Origin of the sequence: Idiomarina abyssalis, assembly GCF_900116625.1 — a bacterium.
Classification (GTDB): domain Bacteria; phylum Pseudomonadota; class Gammaproteobacteria; order Enterobacterales; family Alteromonadaceae; genus Idiomarina; species Idiomarina abyssalis.
In genome coordinates, this window is the sequence record NZ_FPBE01000003.1 from 62,489 (window position 1) to 83,384 (window position 20,896).

Consider the following 20,896-nt stretch of genomic DNA (forward strand, 5'->3'; position numbering starts at 1 on the left):
AACAGGGGACTCAGTCATGAAATTTTCAATTAACCGCGATGCTTTTCTCAAGCCACTGCAGGTTGTGAGTGGTGCTGTTGAAAGGCGGCATACGTTACCAATTTTGTCGAATTTGTTATTACAGGTAGATAACGGCCAGCTTAAATTGACCGGAACAGACCTGGAAGTTGAACTGGTCTCCTCGGTACCGCTGGAATCTGCAGATATGGATGCAGCAGTTACTGTACCAGCTAAGAAACTTCTGGATATTGTTCGGAGCTTACCGGAAGGTTCAACAATTGAGTTCACTTCACAGGAAGACAGCGCAACCGTTAAATCGGGTCGCAGTAAGTTTAAGCTCAGTACTCTGTCGTCGGACGACTTCCCAAATATCGATGACTGGAAAAGTGACATCCATTTGGTGACTGAGCAGGCTATATTGAAGGACTTAATGGAGAAAACCCATTTCTCAATGGCGAACCAGGACGTCCGTTATTATTTAAATGGTATGTTGTTTGAAACGGATAATGGCATGTTGCGCTCTGTTGCAACCGACGGTCACCGTTTGGCGATGAGCACTTGTGCTATAGACCAACCAGGCCTTGTACAACGACAGGTTATTGTTCCTCGTAAAGGGGTGGTTGAGTTACTTCGTCTGTTAGGCGACGACGATCAAGAAGTGTCGGTTTCTATCGGAAACAACCATATTCGCGTTGAAACACCAGAGCTGGTGTTTACCAGTAAATTGGTAGACGGCCGTTTCCCTGACTATCGTCGTGTTTTACCAAGTGGCGGTGATAAAGTTGTGGTCGCGCATCGTGATGCTTTACGTCAGTCTTTTGGCCGTGCTTCAATTTTATCAAATGAAAAATTTCGCGGTGTGCGCTTGAATTTAAGCAGTGGTGAGCTTTGTATTACTGCGACAAACCCTGAACAAGAACAAGCGGAAGAAGTTATTGAAGTCGATTACCAAGGCGATGATCTTGAGATAGGCTTCAACGTTAGCTATTTGCTAGATGTCTTAAATAACATTGATGACGAACAGGTTTCTTTTACTCTGTCTGACTCAAACAGCAGTGCACTAATTGAACCTCAGCATGACGAGTCTTGCTGTTACGTTATTATGCCTATGCGTTTGTAACCCTGCCTTATAAATGTTCATTGAGACATTGAATTTAAGCCACTTCAGAAATTTTTCGGAAGTGGCTTTGTCCCCCAGTCCTCAAATTAACCTAATTACCGGAGACAACGGTTCCGGTAAAACCAGCCTGCTTGAAGCTATTTATTTACTCGGTTTCGGTCGTTCTTTTCGTCCAGGTGGTTTTCGTCAGTTAATTAAAGAGGGTAATAGCGGCTTTACCGTATTTTGTCGCTCTAAAGATTACTCTATTGGCGTTCGACGCAGCGGTGATGGCGAGCAGTCGTTAAGATTGAATGGTGCGAATGTTCAGCGGATGTCAGATGTTGCCCGTTTAGTGCCGGTACAGTTGTTAACCCCTGAGTCTGTAGATATTCTTTTAGAGGGTCCTGGTCAGAGAAGACAGTTTATTGATTGGGGAGTGTTCCACGTGGAACATTCTTTTTATTCGGACTGGGTTGCTTACACCCAATTGCTTAAACAAAGAAACAGTTTACTCAAACAACGCTCGCTTCCCGTGCGGGAAGACAAATACTGGAAAGAACAGTTGGCCTATTATGGTGAACGCATTAGTAAAAGTCGCGAAAAATACCTAGAAGAACTTAATGATTATATACAAGAACTAGCGAAATCTTTTCTCTCCGATGTTACAATGGAGGTTCGATTAAAATCGGGCTGGGATACTAGCCAAAGTTTATTTGACGCCTTAGAAAGCCATACAGAGAAAGATAAGAAATACGGCTTCACCTCAGTTGGGGCACATAAGGCAGATATCAAAGTGATAGCAGATGGTGTGGAAGTAAAGCATCGCTTATCTCGCGGGCAGCTAAAAACCGCGATAACCGCTTTGAAATTAGCGCAAGGGAAGCATTATCAAAAAATTAAAAAGAAACCCTGCATCTATTTGGTCGATGATTTAACGTCAGAGCTTGATTCAAGAAACCAGGCGTTACTTTGTCGTGAGTTAGAAAATCTAGACGCACAAGTGTTTATCACCGCAATTACTGGAAAGCAGTTGTCGGATAAATTTCAAAAATCACCTCGAATGTTCCACGTGGAACATGGGGTAATAAACGAATGATATCGAGATAATACTATGGAAGAAAATAATTACGGTTCATCGAGTATCAAGGTTCTCAAAGGGTTGGATGCGGTTCGTAAACGCCCAGGTATGTACATTGGTGACACAGATGATGGAACGGGTCTGCACCACATGGTTTTTGAAGTTGTCGATAACTCTATTGACGAAGCCTTAGCGGGCCATTGTTCAGAAATTATGGTTACCATTCATTCTGATGGTTCAGTCAGTGTGAAAGATGATGGTCGCGGAATTCCCGTTGATATACACGAAGAAGAGGGCGTTTCAGCTGCTCAGGTTATCATGACCGTATTGCACGCTGGTGGTAAGTTTGACGACAACTCTTATAAAGTGTCTGGTGGTTTGCACGGTGTTGGTATCTCTGTTGTAAACGCGCTGTCTGAAAAGCTGCAGTTGACCATTCGTCGACAAGGCCAGGTTTACGAGCAAACTTATCATATGGGTGAGCCTGACAGTGATGTAAAACCTGTAGGTGAAACTGATACAACAGGGACTGAGCTTCGTTTTTGGCCGAGTCACGAAACCTTCACGAATACTGAATTTCACTACGATATTTTGGCGAAACGCCTCAGAGAACTTTCATTTTTGAATTCGGGTGTTGGCATACGGTTGCGAGACGAACGTGACGACCGTGAAGATGTTTTTAAATACGAAGGTGGTATTGCCGCGTTTGTTAACTACTTAAACCAGAACAAAACCCCCATTCATCAAAAAGCTTTCTACTTTACGCTTCAAAGAGAAGACGGTATTGGTGTAGAGGTAAGCATGCAGTGGAACGATTCCTTCCAGGAAAATATTTACTGCTTTACTAACAATATTCCACAGCGTGACGGTGGTACTCACCTGGCAGGTTTTCGTGCGGCATTAACTCGTACGTTAAACACCTATATGGAAAAAGAAGGTTTTACTAAAAAAGCAAAAACCTCAGCAACCGGTGATGATGCCCGTGAAGGTTTAACTGCAATTATTTCCGTTAAAGTACCAGACCCTAAGTTTTCTTCTCAGACAAAAGATAAACTCGTTTCTTCTGAAGTGAAGTCGGCTGTAGAGCAGTCAATGAATGAACAGTTAGCCGATTATCTGTTAGAAAACCCAGGTGAAGCCAAGCTTATCATCAATAAAATTATTGATGCGGCTCGGGCGCGTGAAGCGGCTCGTAAAGCTCGTGAAATGACTCGTCGTAAAGGTGCTTTAGATATAGCGGGGCTTCCGGGTAAGCTGGCCGATTGTCAGGAAAAAGATCCTGCACTGTCTGAACTTTACATTGTGGAGGGTGATTCTGCAGGTGGTTCAGCGAAGCAGGGCCGTAATCGTAAAAACCAAGCAATACTGCCCCTAAAAGGTAAAATCCTTAACGTTGAAAAAGCACGTTTTGATAAAATGCTGTCATCGGTTGAAGTCGGAACTTTAATCACAGCAATGGGCTGTGGTATTGGTCGTGATGAGTACAACCCGGATAAAACACGTTATCACCGTATTATTATAATGACGGATGCTGACGTTGACGGTTCTCACATTCGTACCTTGTTGCTGACCTTCTTCTATCGCCAAATGCCGGAGATTATTGAGCGTGGTTACATCTACATTGCTCAGCCTCCTTTGTATAAGGTGAAAAAAGGTAAGCAAGAAGTCTATATTAAAGACGATCCGTCATTGATTCGTTACCTGACCAGTTTGGCGTTGGACAACGCGTCGTTACACGTTAACGAAACCGCTCCGGGTATTGCGGGTGAAAAGCTGGAAGAGCTGGTTAACGGCTACCAAATGGCGCAGGAAAATATAAAACGCCTGAGCCGTCGTATGCCGGAACGTTTTCTGCAGCGCCTGTTCTACGCGCCTCGTCTAACTGATGAACGGTTGAAAGACAAAGATTATATGGCCAAGTGGGTCAAGACACTAAACGATGACCTAACAGCCAGAGAAGTCGATTCAGCAACCTATACTGTCTCTTTGCATGAAGATACTGAACGCAGAATGTGGTTGCCGACAACAACCATTCGTCAGCATGGGGTTGATACCGATTACCCACTTAACTACGAGTTCTTAATGTCGAAAGACTATGAACAGATAGTGACGCTTGGCGAAAAAATCGACTCGCTGGTAGAAGAAGGTGGCTACGTTCTCCGTGGTGAGAAAAAGCAACCAATTAACCACTTTGTTGACGCTGTTGAATGGCTTATTAACGAGTCTAAGCGTGGACTTTATGTTCAACGCTATAAAGGTTTGGGAGAAATGAACCCTGACCAACTGTGGGAAACGACCATGGACCCTGAAACCCGTCGTATGCTTCAGGTTACTATTGAAGATGCTATTGGCGCGGATCAGTTATTCACCACCTTAATGGGTGATGAGGTCGAGCCTCGTAGAGCATTTATAGAGTCTAACGCGCTTAAGGTTGCTAACCTCGACGTCTAGTTAATAGACATAAGAATGTCGGCATAAAAAAAGCCGGTTCATGCAAAATGAACCGGCTTTTTATTTTTAAATCAAATGCTTACTGAAGAAGAGATATGTCTGCTATTTCCAGGAACAACTGACGTAATCTGAACAGTAAGTTAAGTCGGTTCACACGAACTGTATCGTCTTCCGCATTAACCATTACATGTTCGAAAAACGCATCGACAGGCTCTTTAAGCTCTGATAATTGTGTAAGGGCGTCACTATAATCACCGTTAGCAATAAGCGGCTTAATAGCGCTTTCAGTTTGCGTTACTAAACGATAAAGGGCTGTTTCGGACTCTTCTTGTAAAACAGACTCATCAACTTTTCCTGATATTTCTTCTTTAGACTTTGCGAGAATATTCCCAACGCGCTTATTGGCGGCTGCTAAACTTTCGGCAGAGTCCAGAGATTTAAATGACTGAACAGCCTTAACGCGTTGGTCGAAGTCGGTTGGCTTTGACGGCGATCGTGCCAGTACTGACTGAATAACATCAACCGAAATACCTTGATCCTGATACCAAGGGCGGAAGCGGCCAAGCAGGAATTCAAATACGTCGGCAGCTACTGTTTTATTGGATAGCTTGTCACCAAAGCCTTCTACTGAGGCTGTCAGTAACTCGTTTAAATCGAGTGCGAGATCGCGCTCCACCAGTGTACGTAATAAACCTAAAGCTGCGCGGCGAAGAGCAAAGGGGTCACGATCCCCTTTGGGTACCTGGCCAATACCAAATATTCCGACCAGCGTATCCAGTTTGTCGGCTAATGCGACGGCACAGGCCTCTTTGGTTTGAGGTAATTCATCACCGGAAAAGCGAGGCCAGTAGTGTTGCTCAATTGCCTGTGCGATAGTTTCACTTTCACCGTCGTTAAGTGCATAGTGCTTACCCATAACACCTTGAGTTTCAGGAAACTCTGAAACCATATCGGATACCAGGTCAGCTTTGCACAGCAGGCCGGCTCTTTGTGAAGCTTTTACGTCAGCGTTTAACTGGTTGGCAATTTTACCGGCTAACACGGAAATGCGACGTGCTTTGTCACCAATACTTCCGAGTTGCTTCTGGAAAAGTACAGAATCCAGTGCTGAAAGGCGAGACTCCAGTGTCTTTTTCTTATCGGACTCAAAGAAAAACTGTGCATCCGCCAGGCGAGGGCGAACAACCTTTTCATTACCTTTAACAATTTGTTGCGGGTCGCGACTTTCAATATTGGTGATGAAAATGAATTGAGATAATAAATTACCTTTGCCATCTTCAACCGGGAAGTAACGCTGGTCGTCTTTCATGGTGACAATGAGAGGTTCCTTTGGCACAGCCAGAAAACCCTGATCGAAATTTGCGGTTAAAGCTACGGGCCATTCCACCAGTGCAGCAACTTCCTCAACTAACTCGTCATCCTGAATAACCTGGCCGCCGAGTTCCAAAGCAAGACGTGAGATCTCCGATTGAATTGTCTCAATACGCTCTTCGAAGTTAGCGGTTACTTTCGCTTGACGCAGCTTTTCAAGGTAGTTGTCGACATGATCAAGCTCAAAACCTTCAGGAGAATGAAAACGATGACCCTGAATAAAACGAGCGCTCTTAGTTTCCAGAATTTCAGCTTCGATGAGCTCGCTACCCAGCATAACCGTCAGTGTATGAACCGGGCGAATGAACTGTGCGGTGCTGTCACCCCAGCGCATAGGCTTAGGAATAGGTAGTGTTTTAATGGCGGCTTCCAGCATACCCTGAACTAATTCAGCGAGCGCCTGGCCTTTTACTGTTGCCTTATGCAGCAGCCATTCGCCCTTGTCTGTCTTTAGACGGTCAGCCTGCTCAACGGTAATACCATTAGAACGAGCCCAGCCTTCGGCGGCTTTTGTCGGATTACCTGAATCATCAAAAGCCACATTAACAGCGGGACCGCGTTTCTCTACTTCTTTATCCTGCTGCTCGGTCTCAACCTGTTTAACCAGGACAGCTAACCGACGAGGAGTGGCATAAGCTTCAATACTATCAAAATTCAGCTCAGCGCTTTTTAAACCAGACTCAATACCCGACTTTAAGCTGTCGCGCAGTGACTTTAAGGCTTTTGGAGGAAGCTCTTCGGTACCTAGCTCAATTAATAAGTTTTCTTTTTGCACGGCTTGGCTCTCCTTAGTTCGCTGCTGGGTTGTTTTTATTGTCGGCTAAAGGGAAGCCCAGAGCTTCGCGCGCCTGGTAATAAACTTCGGCAACGGCTTTTGCCATGGTTCTGACACGAAGTATGTAGCGCTGCCTTTCGGTCACAGAGATAGCATGCCGGGCATCCAGCAGGTTAAACGCGTGAGACGCTCGCATCACTTGCTCATACGCAGGCAAAGCCAAAGATTTTTCTATGAGCAGTTCGCACTCTTTTTCACAGTCGTCGAAGCGACGGAAAAGCACATCAACGTCAGCGTATTCAAAGTTGTAAGTCGATTGCTCAACTTCATTCTGATGAAAAACGTCGCGATACAAGATCTTACCGCGAGGGCCGTCGGTCCAGACCAGATCGTAGATGCTGTCCACACCCTGAATGTACATGGCCAAACGCTCCAGGCCGTAGGTAATTTCTCCGGCCACGGGACGGCACTCTAAACCACCGACTTGCTGGAAGTAAGTAAACTGAGTGACTTCCATACCATTGAGCCAAACTTCCCAGCCCAAGCCCCAGGCGCCCAGAGTAGGCGATTCCCAGTTGTCTTCTACAAAGCGTATGTCGTGAGTCAGTGTGTCAAAGCCAAGCATTTCTAAAGAGCCCAGGTAAAGTTCCTGAATGTCTTTAGGTGAAGGCTTCATAATGACCTGAAACTGATAGTAGTGCTGTAATCGGTTTGGGTTTTCGCCATAACGACCATCAGTAGGACGGCGGCAGGGCTGAACATAAGCAAAACTGGCTGGCTCGGGGCCTAATGAGCGTAAAAACGTCATTGGGTGAAAAGTGCCTGCACCCACTTCCATATCTAATGGCTGAACCACGGCACAGCCTTGCTGAGCCCAGTAGTCCTGAAGAGCAAGAATAAGCCCCTGAAAGGTTTTCACATCGTATTTCGACATACGCATTCTCTGCTTTTTTATTTGTGGTTGACCAATGGTCGAAAAATATGCGTAGATTATACCCTCTGACGCGCCTTGGTTATAGGGGAAGGCATGACAAATAATGAACCAGAACGTTGTTCCTGGTGTGAATCTGCTGACGATTACCGTGCGTATCACGACAATGTCTGGGGAAGGCCGGTACGTGACCCGATAGAACTCTTCGCCAAACTCTGTCTGGACGGGCAGCAGGCGGGTCTTAGCTGGTTAACCATATTGCGCAAACAAGCGGGCTACGAGAAAGCCTTTTTGGGTTTTGATCCGAAAGCTATTGTGGCAATGAGTGATGCCGATCGCGAACGGTTGTACAGCAACCGTGATATTATTCGTAGCAAGGCGAAAATTGACGCTATTTTCACCAACGCCGAAGCCTTTTTAAAGTTAGAAGAGAAAGGTGTTAGATTTGAGCAATGGCTATGGGCGTTTGTTGGCGGCTCACCGATTATTAATGCGTATCGGACGCAAAGTGAGATTCCAACCGAAACTGAGGCTTCCCAAAGCATGGCAAAAGCGTTAAAAAAGGAAGGCTTTAAGTTTGTCGGGCCGACCATTTGCTATGCTTTTATGGAAGCAGTTGGTATGGTGAACGACCATGTTACCAGCTGTCATTGCTACCAGCCTGTTGCTGAGCAAATGAAACAGTTTACGTTGTAAAATGAGCGAAGGACGAATGATAGAAATTACACTTGCGGATTATAGTAACCCCAAACACCGTAATGCCGTTATAGCTATGTTGGATGCTTACGCTAAAGACCCAATGGGTGGTGGTGAAGGCATATCAGATGAAGTTAAAGAGAGTCTGATAGATGAAATGGCAAAAAGAGACCATGTCTTTTCTTTGCTGGCCTACGATGGTGACACCCCGGTTGGCGTTGCAAACTGTGTAGAAGGCTTCTCAACCTTCGCTGCAAAACCATTAATGAATATTCACGACATAGCCGTTATTCCTGAATACCGCGGTAAAGGCGTTGCGCGTAAACTGCTGGAAGAAGTGAAAACACTGGCAGAATTCCGTGGTTGCGTGAAGCTGACTCTAGAAGTTCTGGAAAACAATGACCGAGCTAAGCAAGCCTATAAAAACTTTGGTTTTGAACCTTACGAATTAGGTGAAGTGGGTCAGGCTGAGTTCTGGGAAATGTATTTAAATAAAGATAAAGCCTGATACTTGAATGTCAGGCTTTTAGTGGGCCTTTCTAACCCAGTAGCGGTAAGGCATCTCTTCGGTTTCAGAGCTCACTAATTCATGTTCCATAAATTCGCAAAAGCCCGGAATATCCCGGGTTGTTGCGGGATCATCCGCAATAATCAGCAATACCTCACCAACCTTCATTTTACGAATAGCCGCACGAACTAACATTACGGGCTCCGGGCATTTAAGGCCAAGGGTATCGAGTTCTTTGTCGCAGTTAATCTGGGTCATGACTTCTTTAAAAGACGTTAGGTGAAATTGGCGAGTAGTTTAACACTTTCGCGACTAAGAGGTGAGGGGCGAGCCTTCGCTCCCCCCTTCCTCAGAGCAGTTAAAGTGTTAAACCGCTCTAGTTTTGCTGTTTCTTTTAAACGCGTTCAAATACCGTCGCAATACCTTGGCCAAGGCCAATGCACATGGTGGCTAAGCCAAGCTTCGCGTTTTTCTCTTCCATTAAGTTGATTAGCGTCGTTGAGATACGTGCGCCTGAACAGCCTAATGGGTGACCTAAAGCGATAGCACCGCCGTTCAGGTTCACTTTCTCTTCCATCTTGTCGAACAGTTTTAAACCTTTAAGTACAGGCAGTGACTGTGCGGCAAAGGCTTCGTTCAGTTCAACAACGTCGATGTCGTCAATAGACACACCAGCACGCTTCAGCGCTTTTTCTGTTGCCGGAACCGGTCCGTAACCCATAATGGAAGGATCGCAGCCTGCAACGGCCATTGAGCGAATCTTAACGCGTGGCGTCAGACCCAGTTCTTTGGCTTTATCAGCAGACATAACCAACATGGCAGCTGCGCCGTCAGACAAGGCTGATGAGGTACCTGCGGTTACCGTACCGTTGGCAGGGTCAAACACCGGACGAAGCTGTGACAGGCCTTCTGCGGTAGTTTCCGGACGAATAACTTCGTCTTCAGTCACGCGTACCAGTTCGCCGTCAGCATTGTGGCCGTTAATTGGGTAAATCTCTTTAGCAAAGCGACCTTCAACTGTCGCTTCGTGCGCTTTCTTATGAGAGCGCGCGCCGAATTCGTCTTGTTGTTCACGGGTAATACCGAATTTGCGAGACAACAATTCAGCAGTCATACCCATGCTGCCCGACGCTTTTGCGACAGACTTATTCATGCCGGGGTGAAAGTCGATGCCGTGAGTCATTGGTACGTGACCCATGTGCTCAACACCACCGGCCATAAAGATTTCGCCGTCGCCGTTCATAATAGCGCGGGTAGCGTCGTGCAACGCCTGCATGGATGAGCCACACAAACGGTTAACGGTAACACCGGCTACTTTGTGTGGAATGCCGGCAATTAACGCTGAGTTACGCGCAATGTTGAAGCCTTGTTCTAAGGTTTGCTGTACACAACCCCAGTAAATGTCTTCCAGTTCTTCCGGGTCAACTTCCGGGTTACGCTCAAGTAAGCCCTTCATCAGCGCAGCTGAGAGGTCTTCGGCACGAGTATGGCGGAAAACACCATTTTTTGAACGCCCCATTGGCGTACGAATACAATCTACAATGACGATGTCTTTCATTTTAATAACCTCCTCAAGCCTTACTTCGCGCTGGTTGTGTCAAAGTAAGATTTACCGGCTTTAGCCATTTCGCGCATGCCGTCGGTAACCTGATAAATTTCACCCAGGTGCGCGTACTTGTCTGCCAGTTGAATAAAGTTGTCCATGCCAAGCGTTTCCAAATAACGGAAAGGGCCGCCTCGGAATGGAGGGAAGCCTAAGCCATAAAGCAACGCCATGTCTGCTTCGGCAGCAGAGCCCACAATGTCTTCTTCCAGACAGCGAACCACTTCGTTCACCATTGGGATCATGCAGCGAGCAATGACTTCATCTGCGTCCAGCTTTTTGCCTTGTTCACAGCCTAGTAACTCATAAGTCGCCGGATCAGCTTCTTTGGTTGGCTTACCTTTTTTGTCGGTGCCGTAAACATAGAAGCCTTTACCGTTTTTCTGACCGTAACGCTCAGCGGCTGCCAGCTTAGCAATGGCGCTGGACTCGTCGCGTTTCATGCGGGTCGGGAAGCCTGCTTCCATAACAACGGTACAATGATCCGCCGTGTCGATGCCGACAACGTCGCTCAAGTACGCAGGACCCATAGGCCAGCCGAACTGCTTCTCCATAACCTTGTCGATGCCGACGAAATCAACGCCTTCATCAACCATACCGGCAAAGCCTGCCAGGTAAGGGAACAATACGCGGTTCACTAAGAAGCCCGGGCAGTCGTTAACAACGATAGGGGTTTTGCCCAGTTTCAATGCATAGGCTACTACGGCATTAACAGTGTCATCTGAAGTTTTCTCGCCACGAATAATCTCAACCAGCGGCATTTTATGTACCGGGTTAAAGAAGTGCATCCCGCAGAATTTTTCAGGACGCTTCAGGTTTTTAGCGAGCTCTGTAATAGAAATGGTCGAGGTGTTTGACGTTAAAATAGCATCATCACTGATAACGCCTTCAATTTCAGCCAGCACCGAACCTTTAACTTTCGGGTTCTCAACAACGGCTTCAACAACAATATCGACGTCTTTAACGGCATCGTTCAGCAGCGTAGGTGTAATAGAAGATAAGATTTTAATCATCTTCTCGTTGTTCACCTTACCGCGCTCAACACCTTTTTTCAGGATCTTGCCAGCTTCTTTCATGCCCAAATCTAAAGCGTCTTGCTTAATGTCTTTCATTACAGCCGGTACGCCTTTAAGGGCAGACTGGTAAGCGATACCGCCGCCCATAATACCTGCGCCTAAAACACCCGCTGTTTTGATTTCTTTGGTTGCTGCTTTGGCGTACTTCTTAGACTTACTTTTAACCGCCTGGTCCGCCAGGAAGATACCAACCTGTGCCTGACACGCTTCAGTTTGGGTCAGATCGAAAAATGCGTTGTTTTCAGCTTTTAATGCGCCTTCACGGTGTTCGCGTGCGCCGTTTTCAATTGCTTCTAACGCCTTGTGCGGTGCCGGGTAGTGTTTACCGGCTTTGGCTGCAATTAAACCTTTAGCGGTAACCAGAGTCATCATCAACTCGGTGTCGTTGGCTTTTAACGGCTCTAACTTAGGCTGACGCTTGGCTTTCCAGTCTTGCTCGCCGGCAGCGGCAGCTTTCGCTAAATTCAACGCTGCTTTTGTCAGGTTCTCTGGCTCAACAACGGCATCAACAGCGCCAACGCTCAATGCATCAAGTGCTTTATTGTTCTTACCTGTGGTGATCCACTCTAAAGCGTTGTCCGGACCAATAACGCGTGGTAAACGCATGGTACCGCCGAAGCCCGGGATAAGGCCCAGCTTAACTTCTGGTAGGCCGATAGTTGCTGTGGTATCCGCTACACGGTAGTCACAGGCTAATAGTGCCTCACAGCCGCCGCCTAACGCGAAGCCTTTAACCGCACCAACGGTGGGTACCGGCAGGTCTTCCAGTTGGTCAAATACGCGTGATGCTTTTGCGACCCAGCTGCGGGTTTTTTCCTGATCAGAGAATAGTGTCAGGAACTCAGTAATGTCAGCGCCTACAATAAAGGTCGACTTGCTGCTGGTGACAATGACGCCACGTAAATCGTCAGTGTTTTGTAATTTTGTCAGTGCTTCACTGAATTCTTCTAATGTTGCCTGGTCGAATTTATTAACCGAGCCTTTCGCATCAAATTGTAATTCTGCGAAACCAGGTTCGATAAAATCGACCCGAATGCTTTCACCTTGATAGATCATCTTGGGTCTCCCACGACTTCCATTAATTTGTTGCTATAAAGAAACTGATTCTGCTATAGCTTTGGGTTAAGGTAGAGAGAGTTTGGCGCGAATACGCCAATTTTTCAACGGTTATTTAAACATGCGTTTGAATTAATGAAAAAGCAGTCGTTTATCATACGTTACAGTGCGCCATTATTATTCGCGCTATCGCTGTTTAGTAGTGGTGCAGCCCAGTCTGAGCCTGTTGATAATGAACAACGGGAGCAGCAGCGTGAGCTATTCAAAAAAGCAGAATACGCCGCTAAGCGTGGTCGTCTGAATGAATATCGTCAGTTACTGCAGGAGCTGGAAGGGTATCCATTAGTTCCATATCTGGAGTTGGCGAGACTAGAACAGGTGGGCTACCTGGCTAATGAAGACCGGGTTTTGGCTTTTCTGGAAAAGTACGACAATACACCTCTCGACTGGCAGCTAAGGCAGCCCTGGCTTACTTACCTGGCAGGGCAAGAAGAGCATGCACGCTTTATTCGCGACTTTCGGCATCCGGGCACTTTGACTCACCGTTGCCAGTTTATTGAAGCGCAACGAGAAAAAGGTTTGGAAGACGGACCCTTCCGCCGACAGGTTGATGCTATTTGGGAACACGGTTTTTCGCTTCCTTCGGCCTGCGATCCCATTTTGAAGGAATGGGAAAATCTCAACGGGCGAACCGACGAAAAAATTTGGAACAGGGTGGAGTTGGCCGCTGAGCATGGTAACCCAACGTTACTGCCTTACCTCACAGGATTACTACCCGAGTTACAGCAATATCTGGGAGAGTTTTATCATAAAGTTCGGTATTCACCGGCGGCCATTGAAGACGGTTCCTGGTTTAAGGGACGTTACCCTGAAAAAGAAGCCCAAATAACTGCTTTTGCACTGACAAAGCTTATTTGGCGAGATGAAGATATTGCTCTGCGCAGTTATAAAAAACTGAAGCCCGAGCTACCCTTTTCAGAGGCGCAGGAAGAACGCATAGCAGAAGAGTTTGCGGTTGCGCTAAGTTTGAAGTCTCATCCGGAAGCGCGCGTCTGGCATGACCGTGTTCCCGTTAATGCCCTAAATGAGCGAGTTCTTCAGTGGCGTTTAGCTATTTACCTTAAAGACAAAGATTACGAAGGCCTGCGTGATGCTATCCAAAGTCTCCCCGTTGCTATTCGGCAAGGGAATCAGTGGCGTTACTGGCTTGCGCGTACGCAGGAAATTACAGGGAATGCGTTAGTTGCTCAGCAACTCTACGAAGATTTATCCGACGAACGCCATTATTACGGCTTTCTAGCCTCTGCAAGGTTACAGAAACCGGTTAGTCTTGAGCACGAAAAGCTTGAGGTGAGTGTGGTTCAGCTTGAACAGATTCGAAACCATCCGAGTGTCCAGCGTGCATACGAGCTTATTCAGCTTGAGCGCTGGGTGGACGCAAGGAGAGAGTGGAATCACTTATTAACTCAACTTGATGGTGAAGAGCAAAAGGTCGCAGCGTATCTTGCCAGCGAGTGGGGGTGGCACGATCAAGCCATATGGACATTAGCGCAAATTGGTCATTTTGACGCCGTGGGCATTCGTTTCCCATTAGCTTATAAAGACATATTAGGAAGGGCATCACAGGCCGCAGGAATAGATGAAAACTGGGCTTTAGCCATTACCCGGCGAGAAAGCAACTTCCGGCATGATGCTTATTCCAGCGCGGGCGCCAGAGGCTTAATGCAAATACTGCCCGGCACCGCCAAACAACTGGATACCAAAAACAACAGTTGGCGTCGTTTAAATGACCCGTCGGTCAATGTGCGATTAGGAACTCATTACTTGAGTCGCCTGAAACATCGGTTTGAGAATAACTGGCTATTAGCTACGGCAAGCTATAATGCAGGATACTACCGTGTGAGAGAGTGGCTACCGGAAGAGCCTGTTTATGCCGATGAGTGGGTTGAAACCATCCCTTACCATGAAACCCGAGATTATGTAAAAGCGGTATTGAGTTACCAACAAATTTATAGGATGTTAGGTGGTAACGAGGATAATTTGTTTGAGCAAGTTGTTGATATGACCATTGTTGAGACTGAATAAGGCGATTCAATATGACTGCGACAGCAGATTTGTGGCCGTTATTTCCTGACCATATAAAGCAGCTTCAAACCCGTGCGGAGCGACTCTGCAAACGAGAAAATTTAGATTTACTCGCAATACATTCAGGCCAGCAAAAACGCTGGTTTCTGGACGACATGAATTATCCTTTTCGTGCGAATCCTCATTTCAAGGCTTGGTGTCCGGAAACGCAGCTTCCTAATGCCTGGGTCATTATAAAACCAGACACTCGTCCGACGCTTGTTTTGCTTAATGCTCCGGACTTTTGGCATACAACAGCAAATTTAGAAAGTGAGCCCTGGCTAGAAGAGTTCCACGTGGAACACATCAGTTCGCCTGAGGCTATAGAAAAGCTCTTACCTTATGATAAGAAAAACGCCGCCTACCTGGGTGAACATATTGAAGTAGCAAAAGCGCTAGGCTTTGAGAACATCAACCCAGACCCGGTTCTTCACTTCTTTCATTATCATCGTTTGTTCAAAACAGACTATGAAATAGCCTGCTTAGCGCAAGCCAACCATATTGCCGCAGAAGGACATATTGCCGCGGCAGAGGCCTTTTTTAAAGGCGACTCCGAGTTTGATTGCCTGTTGAATTATATGGCGGCGACACGGCAAGGGCAGAATGAAGTACCGTACAATCATATTATTGGACAAAATAAGAACGCGAGTGTTTTACACCATTGGTTACCGGATAAAAAATCACAAGTGTCGTTAAAGTCGATGTTGGTTGATGCCGGCGCTGAGGTTTGCGGTTACGCTGCCGATATTAGCCGGACTTGGTCGGCAGAGCATAATGAGTATGAAGAGCTGATAGCGGCTCTTGACCAAATTACGTTAGCGCTTATTGATAAAATGAAGCCAGGTATGGAGTTTCCTGTATTACATCAGTTGGCTCACGAGCAAATTGCTAACGTGCTTTTTGCCTTTGGTTTTGTCAGTTGCAGTCCCGAGCAAATGATTGAAGACGGCATAACGAGCGTGTTTTTCCCGCATGGCCTGGGCCACCCTCTAGGACTGCAAGTGCACGACGTTGGCGCTGCTCAGGCTGACGAGCGGGGAACCCCCATACCGTCGCCAACAGGCCACCTTACATTAAAAACAACCCGTACTGTCGAGCCGCGGCAGGTGTATACCATTGAACCCGGTATTTACTTTATTGAGCCTTTACTGCAAAAGCTGGCGAGTTCTCGCGATAAGCACGTTATTAATTGGAAGAGGGTGGATGAGTTTCGGCCATTTGGCGGTGTACGGATTGAAGATAACATTGTTATCTATCGGGAACGAAATGATAACCTTACGCGACAAACGTCTTTGGATGCTTACGTGAAAAAGGTTACCCGTCTTGCATGATCAAGATTACGATATTCCGGTCTCTGAAGCTGAAGTTGAAATAGAGATAAAAGGCAGTCGTTTTATCGCCTGCCTTGCGCATACCGACAATGAAGTCAGCGCCGCTGAATTTTTAACTGAAGTACAAAGAAGGTGGCCAAAAGCTTCGCACTACTGTTCAGCCTCCGTGTTTTCTGCTCCGAATAATAGCCAACGTTTAGCCTCCAGTGATGACGGAGAGCCTTCCGGAACGGCAGGAAGGCCCATGCTTATGGCACTGCAAAGCAGTGGTGTAGGGGAGGTTACGGCAATAGTGGTGCGCTACTTTGGCGGCGTAAAGTTAGGGACTGGAGGCCTTCAACGAGCCTATACGGAAGCGACCGTCACTGCGTTAGCGGAGCTTGAAAAAGAACGTCGGGTTTTCAAACAGGGGTTTCAGTTGCACTTTGCCTATACCGACCAGGGCGATGTAGAGCCTATTTTATTTGAAGCCGGTGTTGAAACAGCCTCGTCGGAATACGGAGAGAGTGTGTTGCTGACTGTGTTATTAAGACCCATAGAGGTAGAGACGCTGCAGAAAAAACTACAGGCCGCTACCCGAGGCCGGGTTCAGCTAAAGCCTCTCAATTAGAAGAACATTGCGCTGGGCTGGAAGACTTTCTCAACCTGATCAATGTACTTTTTATCCAGCAAGAACAGAATAACGTGGTCGTCCGAGTGAATAATGGTTTCGCTGTGCGCCATGAGTACTTCATGTCCCCGAACAACGGCGCCAATAGTGGTACCCGGCGGAAGTTTAATGTCTTTAATGGCCTTTCCGACGACCTTAGAGGTGTCTTCATCACCATGTGCAATGGCTTCAATGGCTTCAGCCGCGCCTTTACGCAGCGAGTACACATTCACAATATCCCCACGGCGTACGTGGGTGAGTAACGCTGAAACGGTGGCGCGTTGTGGCGATATAGCAATATCAATTTCACCGCCCTGAACCAGGTCAACGTAAGCACTGCGCTGAATCAGTACCATGGTTTTGCGGGCACCCATGCGCTTAGCCAACATAGCCGACATGATATTTGCTTCGTCGTCGTTGGTTACCGCAATGAAAACATCAATATCCTCAACGTGCTCTTCTTCCAGAAGTTTTTGATCGGAGGCGTCACCGCGGAAGATTAATGTATGCTCAAGGCTTTGTGACAATTCTTCGGCGCGCGCTTCAGAGCGCTCTATCAGTTTGACCCTGTGGTCAACTTCCAGCTGCTTAGCCAGACCTGCGCCAATATTGCCACCACCGACAATCATGATGCGTCGGTATTTGTCTTCAAGTTTCTGCAGTTCCTGCATTACCGTGCTGATATGACGAGTATCTGCAATAAAGAAGACTTCGTCATCGGCTTCAATAATAGTGGTTCCTGTCGGGCGGATAGGCTTGCCCTGACGATAAATGGCCGCGACTCGAGTGTCGATATTGGGGATGTGCTCCCGCAGAGTAGAAATTGCGTGCCCGACGAGCTTGCCGCCATAGTAAGCCCGGACCGCAACCAAACTGGCACGACCGTTAGCAAACTCCATAACCTGCAAAGCGCCGGGGTAGTCAATTAACCGTCTGATGTAGTTAGTAACTAACTGTTCCGGAGAAATGATGTGATCGACCGGCGCGTCCTGGTTATGAAATAGCTGATCTTTATAACGGATATACTCTTCGGAGCGGATTCGGGCTATCTTTTTCGGTGTATTAAAAATGGAATAAGCAACCTGACAGGCAATCATATTGGTTTCGTCGCTACTGGTTACGGCAATCAGCAAATCTGCGTCGTCTGCACCAGCTTTACGCAATACGTCCGGATGAGCGCCGTTACCGACGACAACACGCAAGTCATATTTGTCCTGCAAGTCGTCCAGTAAGTCGTTATTGGTATCAACTATGGTGATGTCGTTGCGCTCACCAACCAGGTTTTCTGCCAATGTGCCGCCGACCTGGCCAACACCGAGTATGATTATTTTCATTGGGCTTTCTTCAGTCTCGCGTAAAAGAAACCATCCCCGCCATATTGTCCGGGAAGCAATTGCAGTGTGTCATGCTCTGCTGTTATAGGTATCAGACTAGCACCAGATTGCTGCTGTAGAAAAGACTCAATTTGAGTTTGGTTTTCCTGACGCAGAATAGAGCAGGTTGCATACAGCAGTTCTCCGCCTGGCTTAAGTAGTGGCCAAAGTGAGCTGAGTATCTGCTTCTGTAACTTTGCCAGTTCGCTGATGTCTTCAGCGCGGCGTAACCATTTAATATCCGGGTGTCGGCGTATCACACCGGTTGCGGAGCAGGGGGCATCCAGCAGTATGCGGTCGAATTGCTCGCCGTCCCACCAGTCATTGGTCGTGGCGACATCTGCGCAGTGAATAACAGCGCTTAAACCAGCACGCTCCAGGTTTTCATCCACTCGCTCAAGGCGCTTGGGGTCGATATCAATAGCCTGAACCGGTTGTTCAAAGCTGTGCCGTTCCAATAAATGGAGTAACTTACCGCCGGGAGCGGCGCAGCAGTCGAGTACACGATGCGCAGCATCTACATTTAGAAAGTCTGCTGCCAGCTGAGCGGATCTGTCCTGTACAGACACATGGCCACGGGCAAAGCCGGGGAGTTTCTCTACCGGACAGGGCGCATGCAATTGAATTGCATTGATTGCGCTGGCATCAGCCGTTGCTGCAATGCCGCTATCCTCAAGCTGCCGTAAGTAGTCATCGCGAGTGGAAAATCGCTCATTCACACGTAACCACATAGGCGGGTGAGTGTTGTTTTCCGCCAGAATGTTATCGGCATGCTCGGGGTGGTCATTGTTAATGGCATCAAATAACCAGCGAGGATGATTCTGCATTGAATCACCGGGTAACTCACGTTGGTGTGAGTCATCGGCTGAAGGAGCTTCGCGCAATAACTGACGCAGTATACCGTTCACTAAGCCTTTATGGTTTCTTTTACCCAGTATACGAGCGGCTTCTACGGTTGCACTTACGGCAGCGTGATCTTTAATTCGTTGGCAATACAATTGATAGGCACCAACCAGTAACAGGTAATGCAATACTTTTAACTTACCTTTGAGGGGCTTATCCAATTTTGCGCCAACCAAGCGATTAAGGCTGGGCAGAACGCGCAAAACACCGTAACTAATCGCACTGGCAAGACGTTTATCCGCATCGGGTAATTTGCTGGTTGCATAAGGCAGGGCCGCCGAAAGCGACTCGCCTTTCTCTAAAACCTGAAACAGGGCACTCGCAGCCGCCGCCCGGCTTTGTGCACCGTGACCGCTGCCTTCGGATTTCTTCTGCTGACTCATTGTAATTCCAGTCCGGGGCTAAATACGTTGCTGTAGCCGTTAACCAGCGTACTGGCCGGCTGCACCTTTTTGCCCGACATTTGTGCCTGGGTAATACGCAAAAGACCATCGCCAGTGACAATGTCTATACCTTGGTGCGTGCTGCTAATAATAGTTCCGGGCCTTTTGTTACTGGCGCCCTGAACTAATTCAGCAGCATGAATTTTAATCGTATTCTGTTGAGCCTTTAAATTGTCTGACTGACACCAGCTCATGGGCCAGGGGTTAAATGCCCTTACGCAGCGTTCAATAAATGCGGCCGGCTGCGTCCAGTCTATTTTGCCTTCCTGCTTAGTCAGCTTTTTTGCATAGGTGGCTTCGCTGTCACTTTGCGGTTTGGCCTGGCGTTGATAACTTTCAAGGTCTGCTAATACTGTGATTAACGCTTTTGGACCAAGGCTTTCAAGTTTATGGTAAAGCGAAGCGGAGGTCTCCTGCGGGCTAATAGCGCATCGTTCTTCATGCAGTACCGGACCAGTATCCAGGCCTGCTTCCATCTGCATAATGCAAACGCCTGACTCTGAATCTCCTGCCCATATGGCGCGTTGAATAGGAGCTGCACCTCGCCATCTAGGCAATAAAGAGCCATGGACATTCAGACAACCTTTGGCCGGGATATCCAACACGGCTTGCGGCAGCAATAAACCATAAGCAACAACGACCATTACGTCAGGTTTTAGCTCTGCTAAAGCCGACTGAGCTTCTTCCGATTTTAACGACTCTGGCTGGTAAACGGGTAGTTGGTGTTCAACTGCCAGTTTCTTAACGGCGCTCGGTTGCGGCTTTTTGCCGCGTCCAGCAGGGCGGTCGGGTTGGGTGTAAACACCGACTATCTGATGAGATTCATCAAGCAATTGCTGTAAGTGTTGTGCGGCAAAATCGGGCGTGCCTGCAAAGACTATCCGCATTACTGTGCTTCCGCCGCATACTTTTCAGCCAAACGCTGTTCTTTCTCTAATTTCTTACGAATACGCTCGCGTTTCAGTGGCGATAAATAATCGACAAAGAGTTTACCCTCTAAGTGATCAATTTCGTGCTGAATACAAATAGCTAAAAGGCCTTCTGCCGAACGACTGAAACGTTCACCGTTTTTATCTAAAGCCGTAACCGTAATTTTTTCCGCACGTTCTACTTTTGCATAAACGCCGGGAAACGACAGGCAACCTTCGTCATTCTTGAAATGACCTTCGGCTTCGGTTATCTCCGGGTTAATAAACACCAGCGGTTCGTTCTGATCTTCGCTGCAGTCAGCAACAAACAAACGCTTGTGAACATCGACCTGAGTTGCGGCAAGGCCAACGCCTTGCTCTTCATACATAGTTTCGAACATATCATCGATAACCGAGCGGATGCTGTCATCCACTTTGTCAATCGGCTGTGCGACTTTGCGTAACCGTTCGTCTGGATATTTCAGAACCGTCATTTTTGCCATTAGAACCTCCAAATC

At 47.3% G+C, this 20,896-nt stretch carries 17 protein-coding genes; 8 read left to right on the forward strand and 9 right to left on the reverse strand.

From position 1 onward, the window contains the following. Positions 1-16: 16 nt before the first annotated feature. From dnaN to gyrB, 3 genes are read left to right on the forward strand one after another with little or no spacing between them, the layout of a single operon-like run. Positions 17-1,120: a DNA polymerase III subunit beta gene (gene dnaN / locus BM359_RS07400; protein ID WP_054488944.1), complete on the forward strand. Its 1,104-nt coding sequence runs from the start codon at positions 17-19 to the stop codon at positions 1,118-1,120. A gap of 13 nt (positions 1,121-1,133) precedes the next feature. After that, positions 1,134-2,198, forward strand: a complete 1,065-nt coding sequence (gene recF / locus BM359_RS07405; protein WP_054488942.1) for a DNA replication/repair protein RecF — start codon at positions 1,134-1,136, stop codon at positions 2,196-2,198. A 15-nt stretch (positions 2,199-2,213) separates the two neighbouring features. Continuing rightward, positions 2,214-4,631 carry a DNA topoisomerase (ATP-hydrolyzing) subunit B gene (gene gyrB / locus BM359_RS07410; RefSeq protein WP_054488940.1) on the forward strand — a complete coding sequence of 806 codons (2,418 nt, stop codon included), beginning with the start codon at positions 2,214-2,216 and terminating at the stop codon, positions 4,629-4,631. A 79-nt stretch (positions 4,632-4,710) separates the two neighbouring features. Here gyrB and glyS read toward each other — a convergent pair whose 3' ends face one another. Beyond that, a complete protein-coding gene (gene glyS, locus BM359_RS07415) occupies positions 4,711-6,777 on the reverse strand; it encodes a glycine--tRNA ligase subunit beta (protein WP_054488938.1) in 2,067 nt (688 codons plus the stop codon). A gap of 13 nt (positions 6,778-6,790) precedes the next feature. Beyond that, positions 6,791-7,711, reverse strand: coding sequence for a glycine--tRNA ligase subunit alpha (glyQ, locus tag BM359_RS07420; RefSeq protein WP_054489076.1), 921 nt, complete (start codon positions 7,709-7,711; stop codon positions 6,791-6,793). Positions 7,712-7,804: 93 nt separating this feature from the next. Between glyQ and BM359_RS07425 the strand changes: the two genes are divergently transcribed. Together BM359_RS07425 and BM359_RS07430 are read left to right on the forward strand one after the other, a co-directional pair. Continuing rightward, on the forward strand, positions 7,805-8,404 hold the full coding sequence (locus BM359_RS07425; protein ID WP_054488936.1) for a DNA-3-methyladenine glycosylase I: 600 nt from the start codon (positions 7,805-7,807) through the stop codon (positions 8,402-8,404). Positions 8,405-8,420: 16 nt separating this feature from the next. Then, the gene (locus BM359_RS07430) at positions 8,421-8,912 is read left to right on the forward strand and encodes a GNAT family N-acetyltransferase (protein WP_054489074.1); all 492 of its coding nucleotides are present in this window, start codon (positions 8,421-8,423) and stop codon (positions 8,910-8,912) included. Between the two features lie 18 nt (positions 8,913-8,930). Here BM359_RS07430 and tusA read toward each other — a convergent pair whose 3' ends face one another. The 3 genes from tusA to fadB all read right to left on the reverse strand — a co-directional run bounded on the left by tusA (position 8,931) and on the right by fadB (position 12,647). Next, the gene (tusA, locus tag BM359_RS07435; RefSeq protein WP_054488934.1) at positions 8,931-9,170 is read right to left on the reverse strand and encodes a sulfurtransferase TusA; all 240 of its coding nucleotides are present in this window, start codon (positions 9,168-9,170) and stop codon (positions 8,931-8,933) included. A gap of 136 nt (positions 9,171-9,306) precedes the next feature. Continuing rightward, positions 9,307-10,470 carry an acetyl-CoA C-acyltransferase FadA gene (gene fadA, locus BM359_RS07440; RefSeq protein ID WP_053954106.1) on the reverse strand — a complete coding sequence of 388 codons (1,164 nt, stop codon included), beginning with the start codon at positions 10,468-10,470 and terminating at the stop codon, positions 9,307-9,309. A 20-nt stretch (positions 10,471-10,490) separates the two neighbouring features. Next, entirely contained in the window at positions 10,491-12,647 is a 2,157-nt protein-coding gene (gene fadB, locus BM359_RS07445) for a fatty acid oxidation complex subunit alpha FadB (protein WP_054488932.1), read from the reverse strand. A 135-nt stretch (positions 12,648-12,782) separates the two neighbouring features. Here fadB and BM359_RS07450 point away from each other — a divergent pair, with 135 nt between their 5' ends. Genes BM359_RS07450 through BM359_RS07460 form a run of 3 tightly spaced genes read left to right on the forward strand, consistent with a single transcriptional unit; the run spans position 12,783 to position 16,712 of the window. Then, positions 12,783-14,732 (forward strand): transglycosylase SLT domain-containing protein, encoded by a 1,950-nt coding sequence (locus BM359_RS07450; RefSeq protein ID WP_054488930.1) that lies wholly within the window; start codon positions 12,783-12,785, stop codon positions 14,730-14,732. 11 nt (positions 14,733-14,743) lie between these two features. Beyond that, positions 14,744-16,102, forward strand: coding sequence for a Xaa-Pro dipeptidase (pepQ, locus tag BM359_RS07455; RefSeq protein ID WP_054488928.1), 1,359 nt, complete (start codon positions 14,744-14,746; stop codon positions 16,100-16,102). Beyond that, on the forward strand, positions 16,095-16,712 hold the full coding sequence (locus BM359_RS07460) for a YigZ family protein (protein WP_054488926.1): 618 nt from the start codon (positions 16,095-16,097) through the stop codon (positions 16,710-16,712). The genes pepQ and BM359_RS07460 overlap by 8 nt, the downstream gene beginning before the upstream one ends. On the opposite strand, the gene trkA is transcribed toward BM359_RS07460, so the two are convergent. The 4 genes from trkA to def are packed head-to-tail and all read right to left on the reverse strand — an operon-like array spanning position 16,709 to position 20,881. Then, positions 16,709-18,085 carry a Trk system potassium transporter TrkA gene (trkA, locus tag BM359_RS07465; RefSeq protein ID WP_054488924.1) on the reverse strand — a complete coding sequence of 459 codons (1,377 nt, stop codon included), beginning with the start codon at positions 18,083-18,085 and terminating at the stop codon, positions 16,709-16,711. The genes BM359_RS07460 and trkA overlap by 4 nt on opposite strands. Beyond that, positions 18,082-19,410 carry a 16S rRNA (cytosine(967)-C(5))-methyltransferase RsmB gene (gene rsmB / locus BM359_RS07470; protein WP_054488921.1) on the reverse strand — a complete coding sequence of 443 codons (1,329 nt, stop codon included), beginning with the start codon at positions 19,408-19,410 and terminating at the stop codon, positions 18,082-18,084. The genes trkA and rsmB overlap by 4 nt, the downstream gene beginning before the upstream one ends. Continuing rightward, positions 19,407-20,357 carry a methionyl-tRNA formyltransferase gene (gene fmt, locus BM359_RS07475; RefSeq protein ID WP_054488919.1) on the reverse strand — a complete coding sequence of 317 codons (951 nt, stop codon included), beginning with the start codon at positions 20,355-20,357 and terminating at the stop codon, positions 19,407-19,409. Before fmt ends, rsmB begins: the two co-directional genes overlap by 4 nt. Continuing rightward, on the reverse strand, positions 20,357-20,881 hold the full coding sequence (def, locus tag BM359_RS07480; protein ID WP_054488917.1) for a peptide deformylase: 525 nt from the start codon (positions 20,879-20,881) through the stop codon (positions 20,357-20,359). The genes fmt and def overlap by 1 nt, the downstream gene beginning before the upstream one ends. Positions 20,882-20,896 lie beyond the last annotated feature (15 nt).

Excerpts from the sequence above, each read along its gene's own strand:
- fmt (WP_054488919.1), bottom strand. The coding sequence starts at position 20,357 with ATGCGGATAGTCTTTGCAGGCACGCCCGATTTTGCCGCACAACACTTA.
- tusA (WP_054488934.1), bottom strand. The coding sequence starts at position 9,170 with ATGACCCAGATTAACTGCGACAAAGAACTCGATACCCTTGGCCTTAAA.
- fadB (WP_054488932.1), bottom strand. The coding sequence starts at position 12,647 with ATGATCTATCAAGGTGAAAGCATTCGGGTCGATTTTATCGAACCTGGT.
- def (WP_054488917.1), bottom strand. The coding sequence starts at position 20,881 with ATGGCAAAAATGACGGTTCTGAAATATCCAGACGAACGGTTACGCAAA.
- BM359_RS07450 (WP_054488930.1), top strand. The coding sequence starts at position 12,783 with ATGAAAAAGCAGTCGTTTATCATACGTTACAGTGCGCCATTATTATTC.
- glyQ (WP_054489076.1), bottom strand. The coding sequence starts at position 7,711 with ATGTCGAAATACGATGTGAAAACCTTTCAGGGGCTTATTCTTGCTCTT.
- gyrB (WP_054488940.1), top strand. The coding sequence starts at position 2,214 with ATGGAAGAAAATAATTACGGTTCATCGAGTATCAAGGTTCTCAAAGGG.
- trkA (WP_054488924.1), bottom strand. The coding sequence starts at position 18,085 with ATGAAAATAATCATACTCGGTGTTGGCCAGGTCGGCGGCACATTGGCA.
- BM359_RS07430 (WP_054489074.1), top strand. The coding sequence starts at position 8,421 with ATGATAGAAATTACACTTGCGGATTATAGTAACCCCAAACACCGTAAT.
- fadA (WP_053954106.1), bottom strand. The coding sequence starts at position 10,470 with ATGAAAGACATCGTCATTGTAGATTGTATTCGTACGCCAATGGGGCGT.
- rsmB (WP_054488921.1), bottom strand. The coding sequence starts at position 19,410 with ATGAGTCAGCAGAAGAAATCCGAAGGCAGCGGTCACGGTGCACAAAGC.
- pepQ (WP_054488928.1), top strand. The coding sequence starts at position 14,744 with ATGACTGCGACAGCAGATTTGTGGCCGTTATTTCCTGACCATATAAAG.
- recF (WP_054488942.1), top strand. The coding sequence starts at position 1,134 with ATGTTCATTGAGACATTGAATTTAAGCCACTTCAGAAATTTTTCGGAA.
- BM359_RS07425 (WP_054488936.1), top strand. The coding sequence starts at position 7,805 with ATGACAAATAATGAACCAGAACGTTGTTCCTGGTGTGAATCTGCTGAC.
- dnaN (WP_054488944.1), top strand. The coding sequence starts at position 17 with ATGAAATTTTCAATTAACCGCGATGCTTTTCTCAAGCCACTGCAGGTT.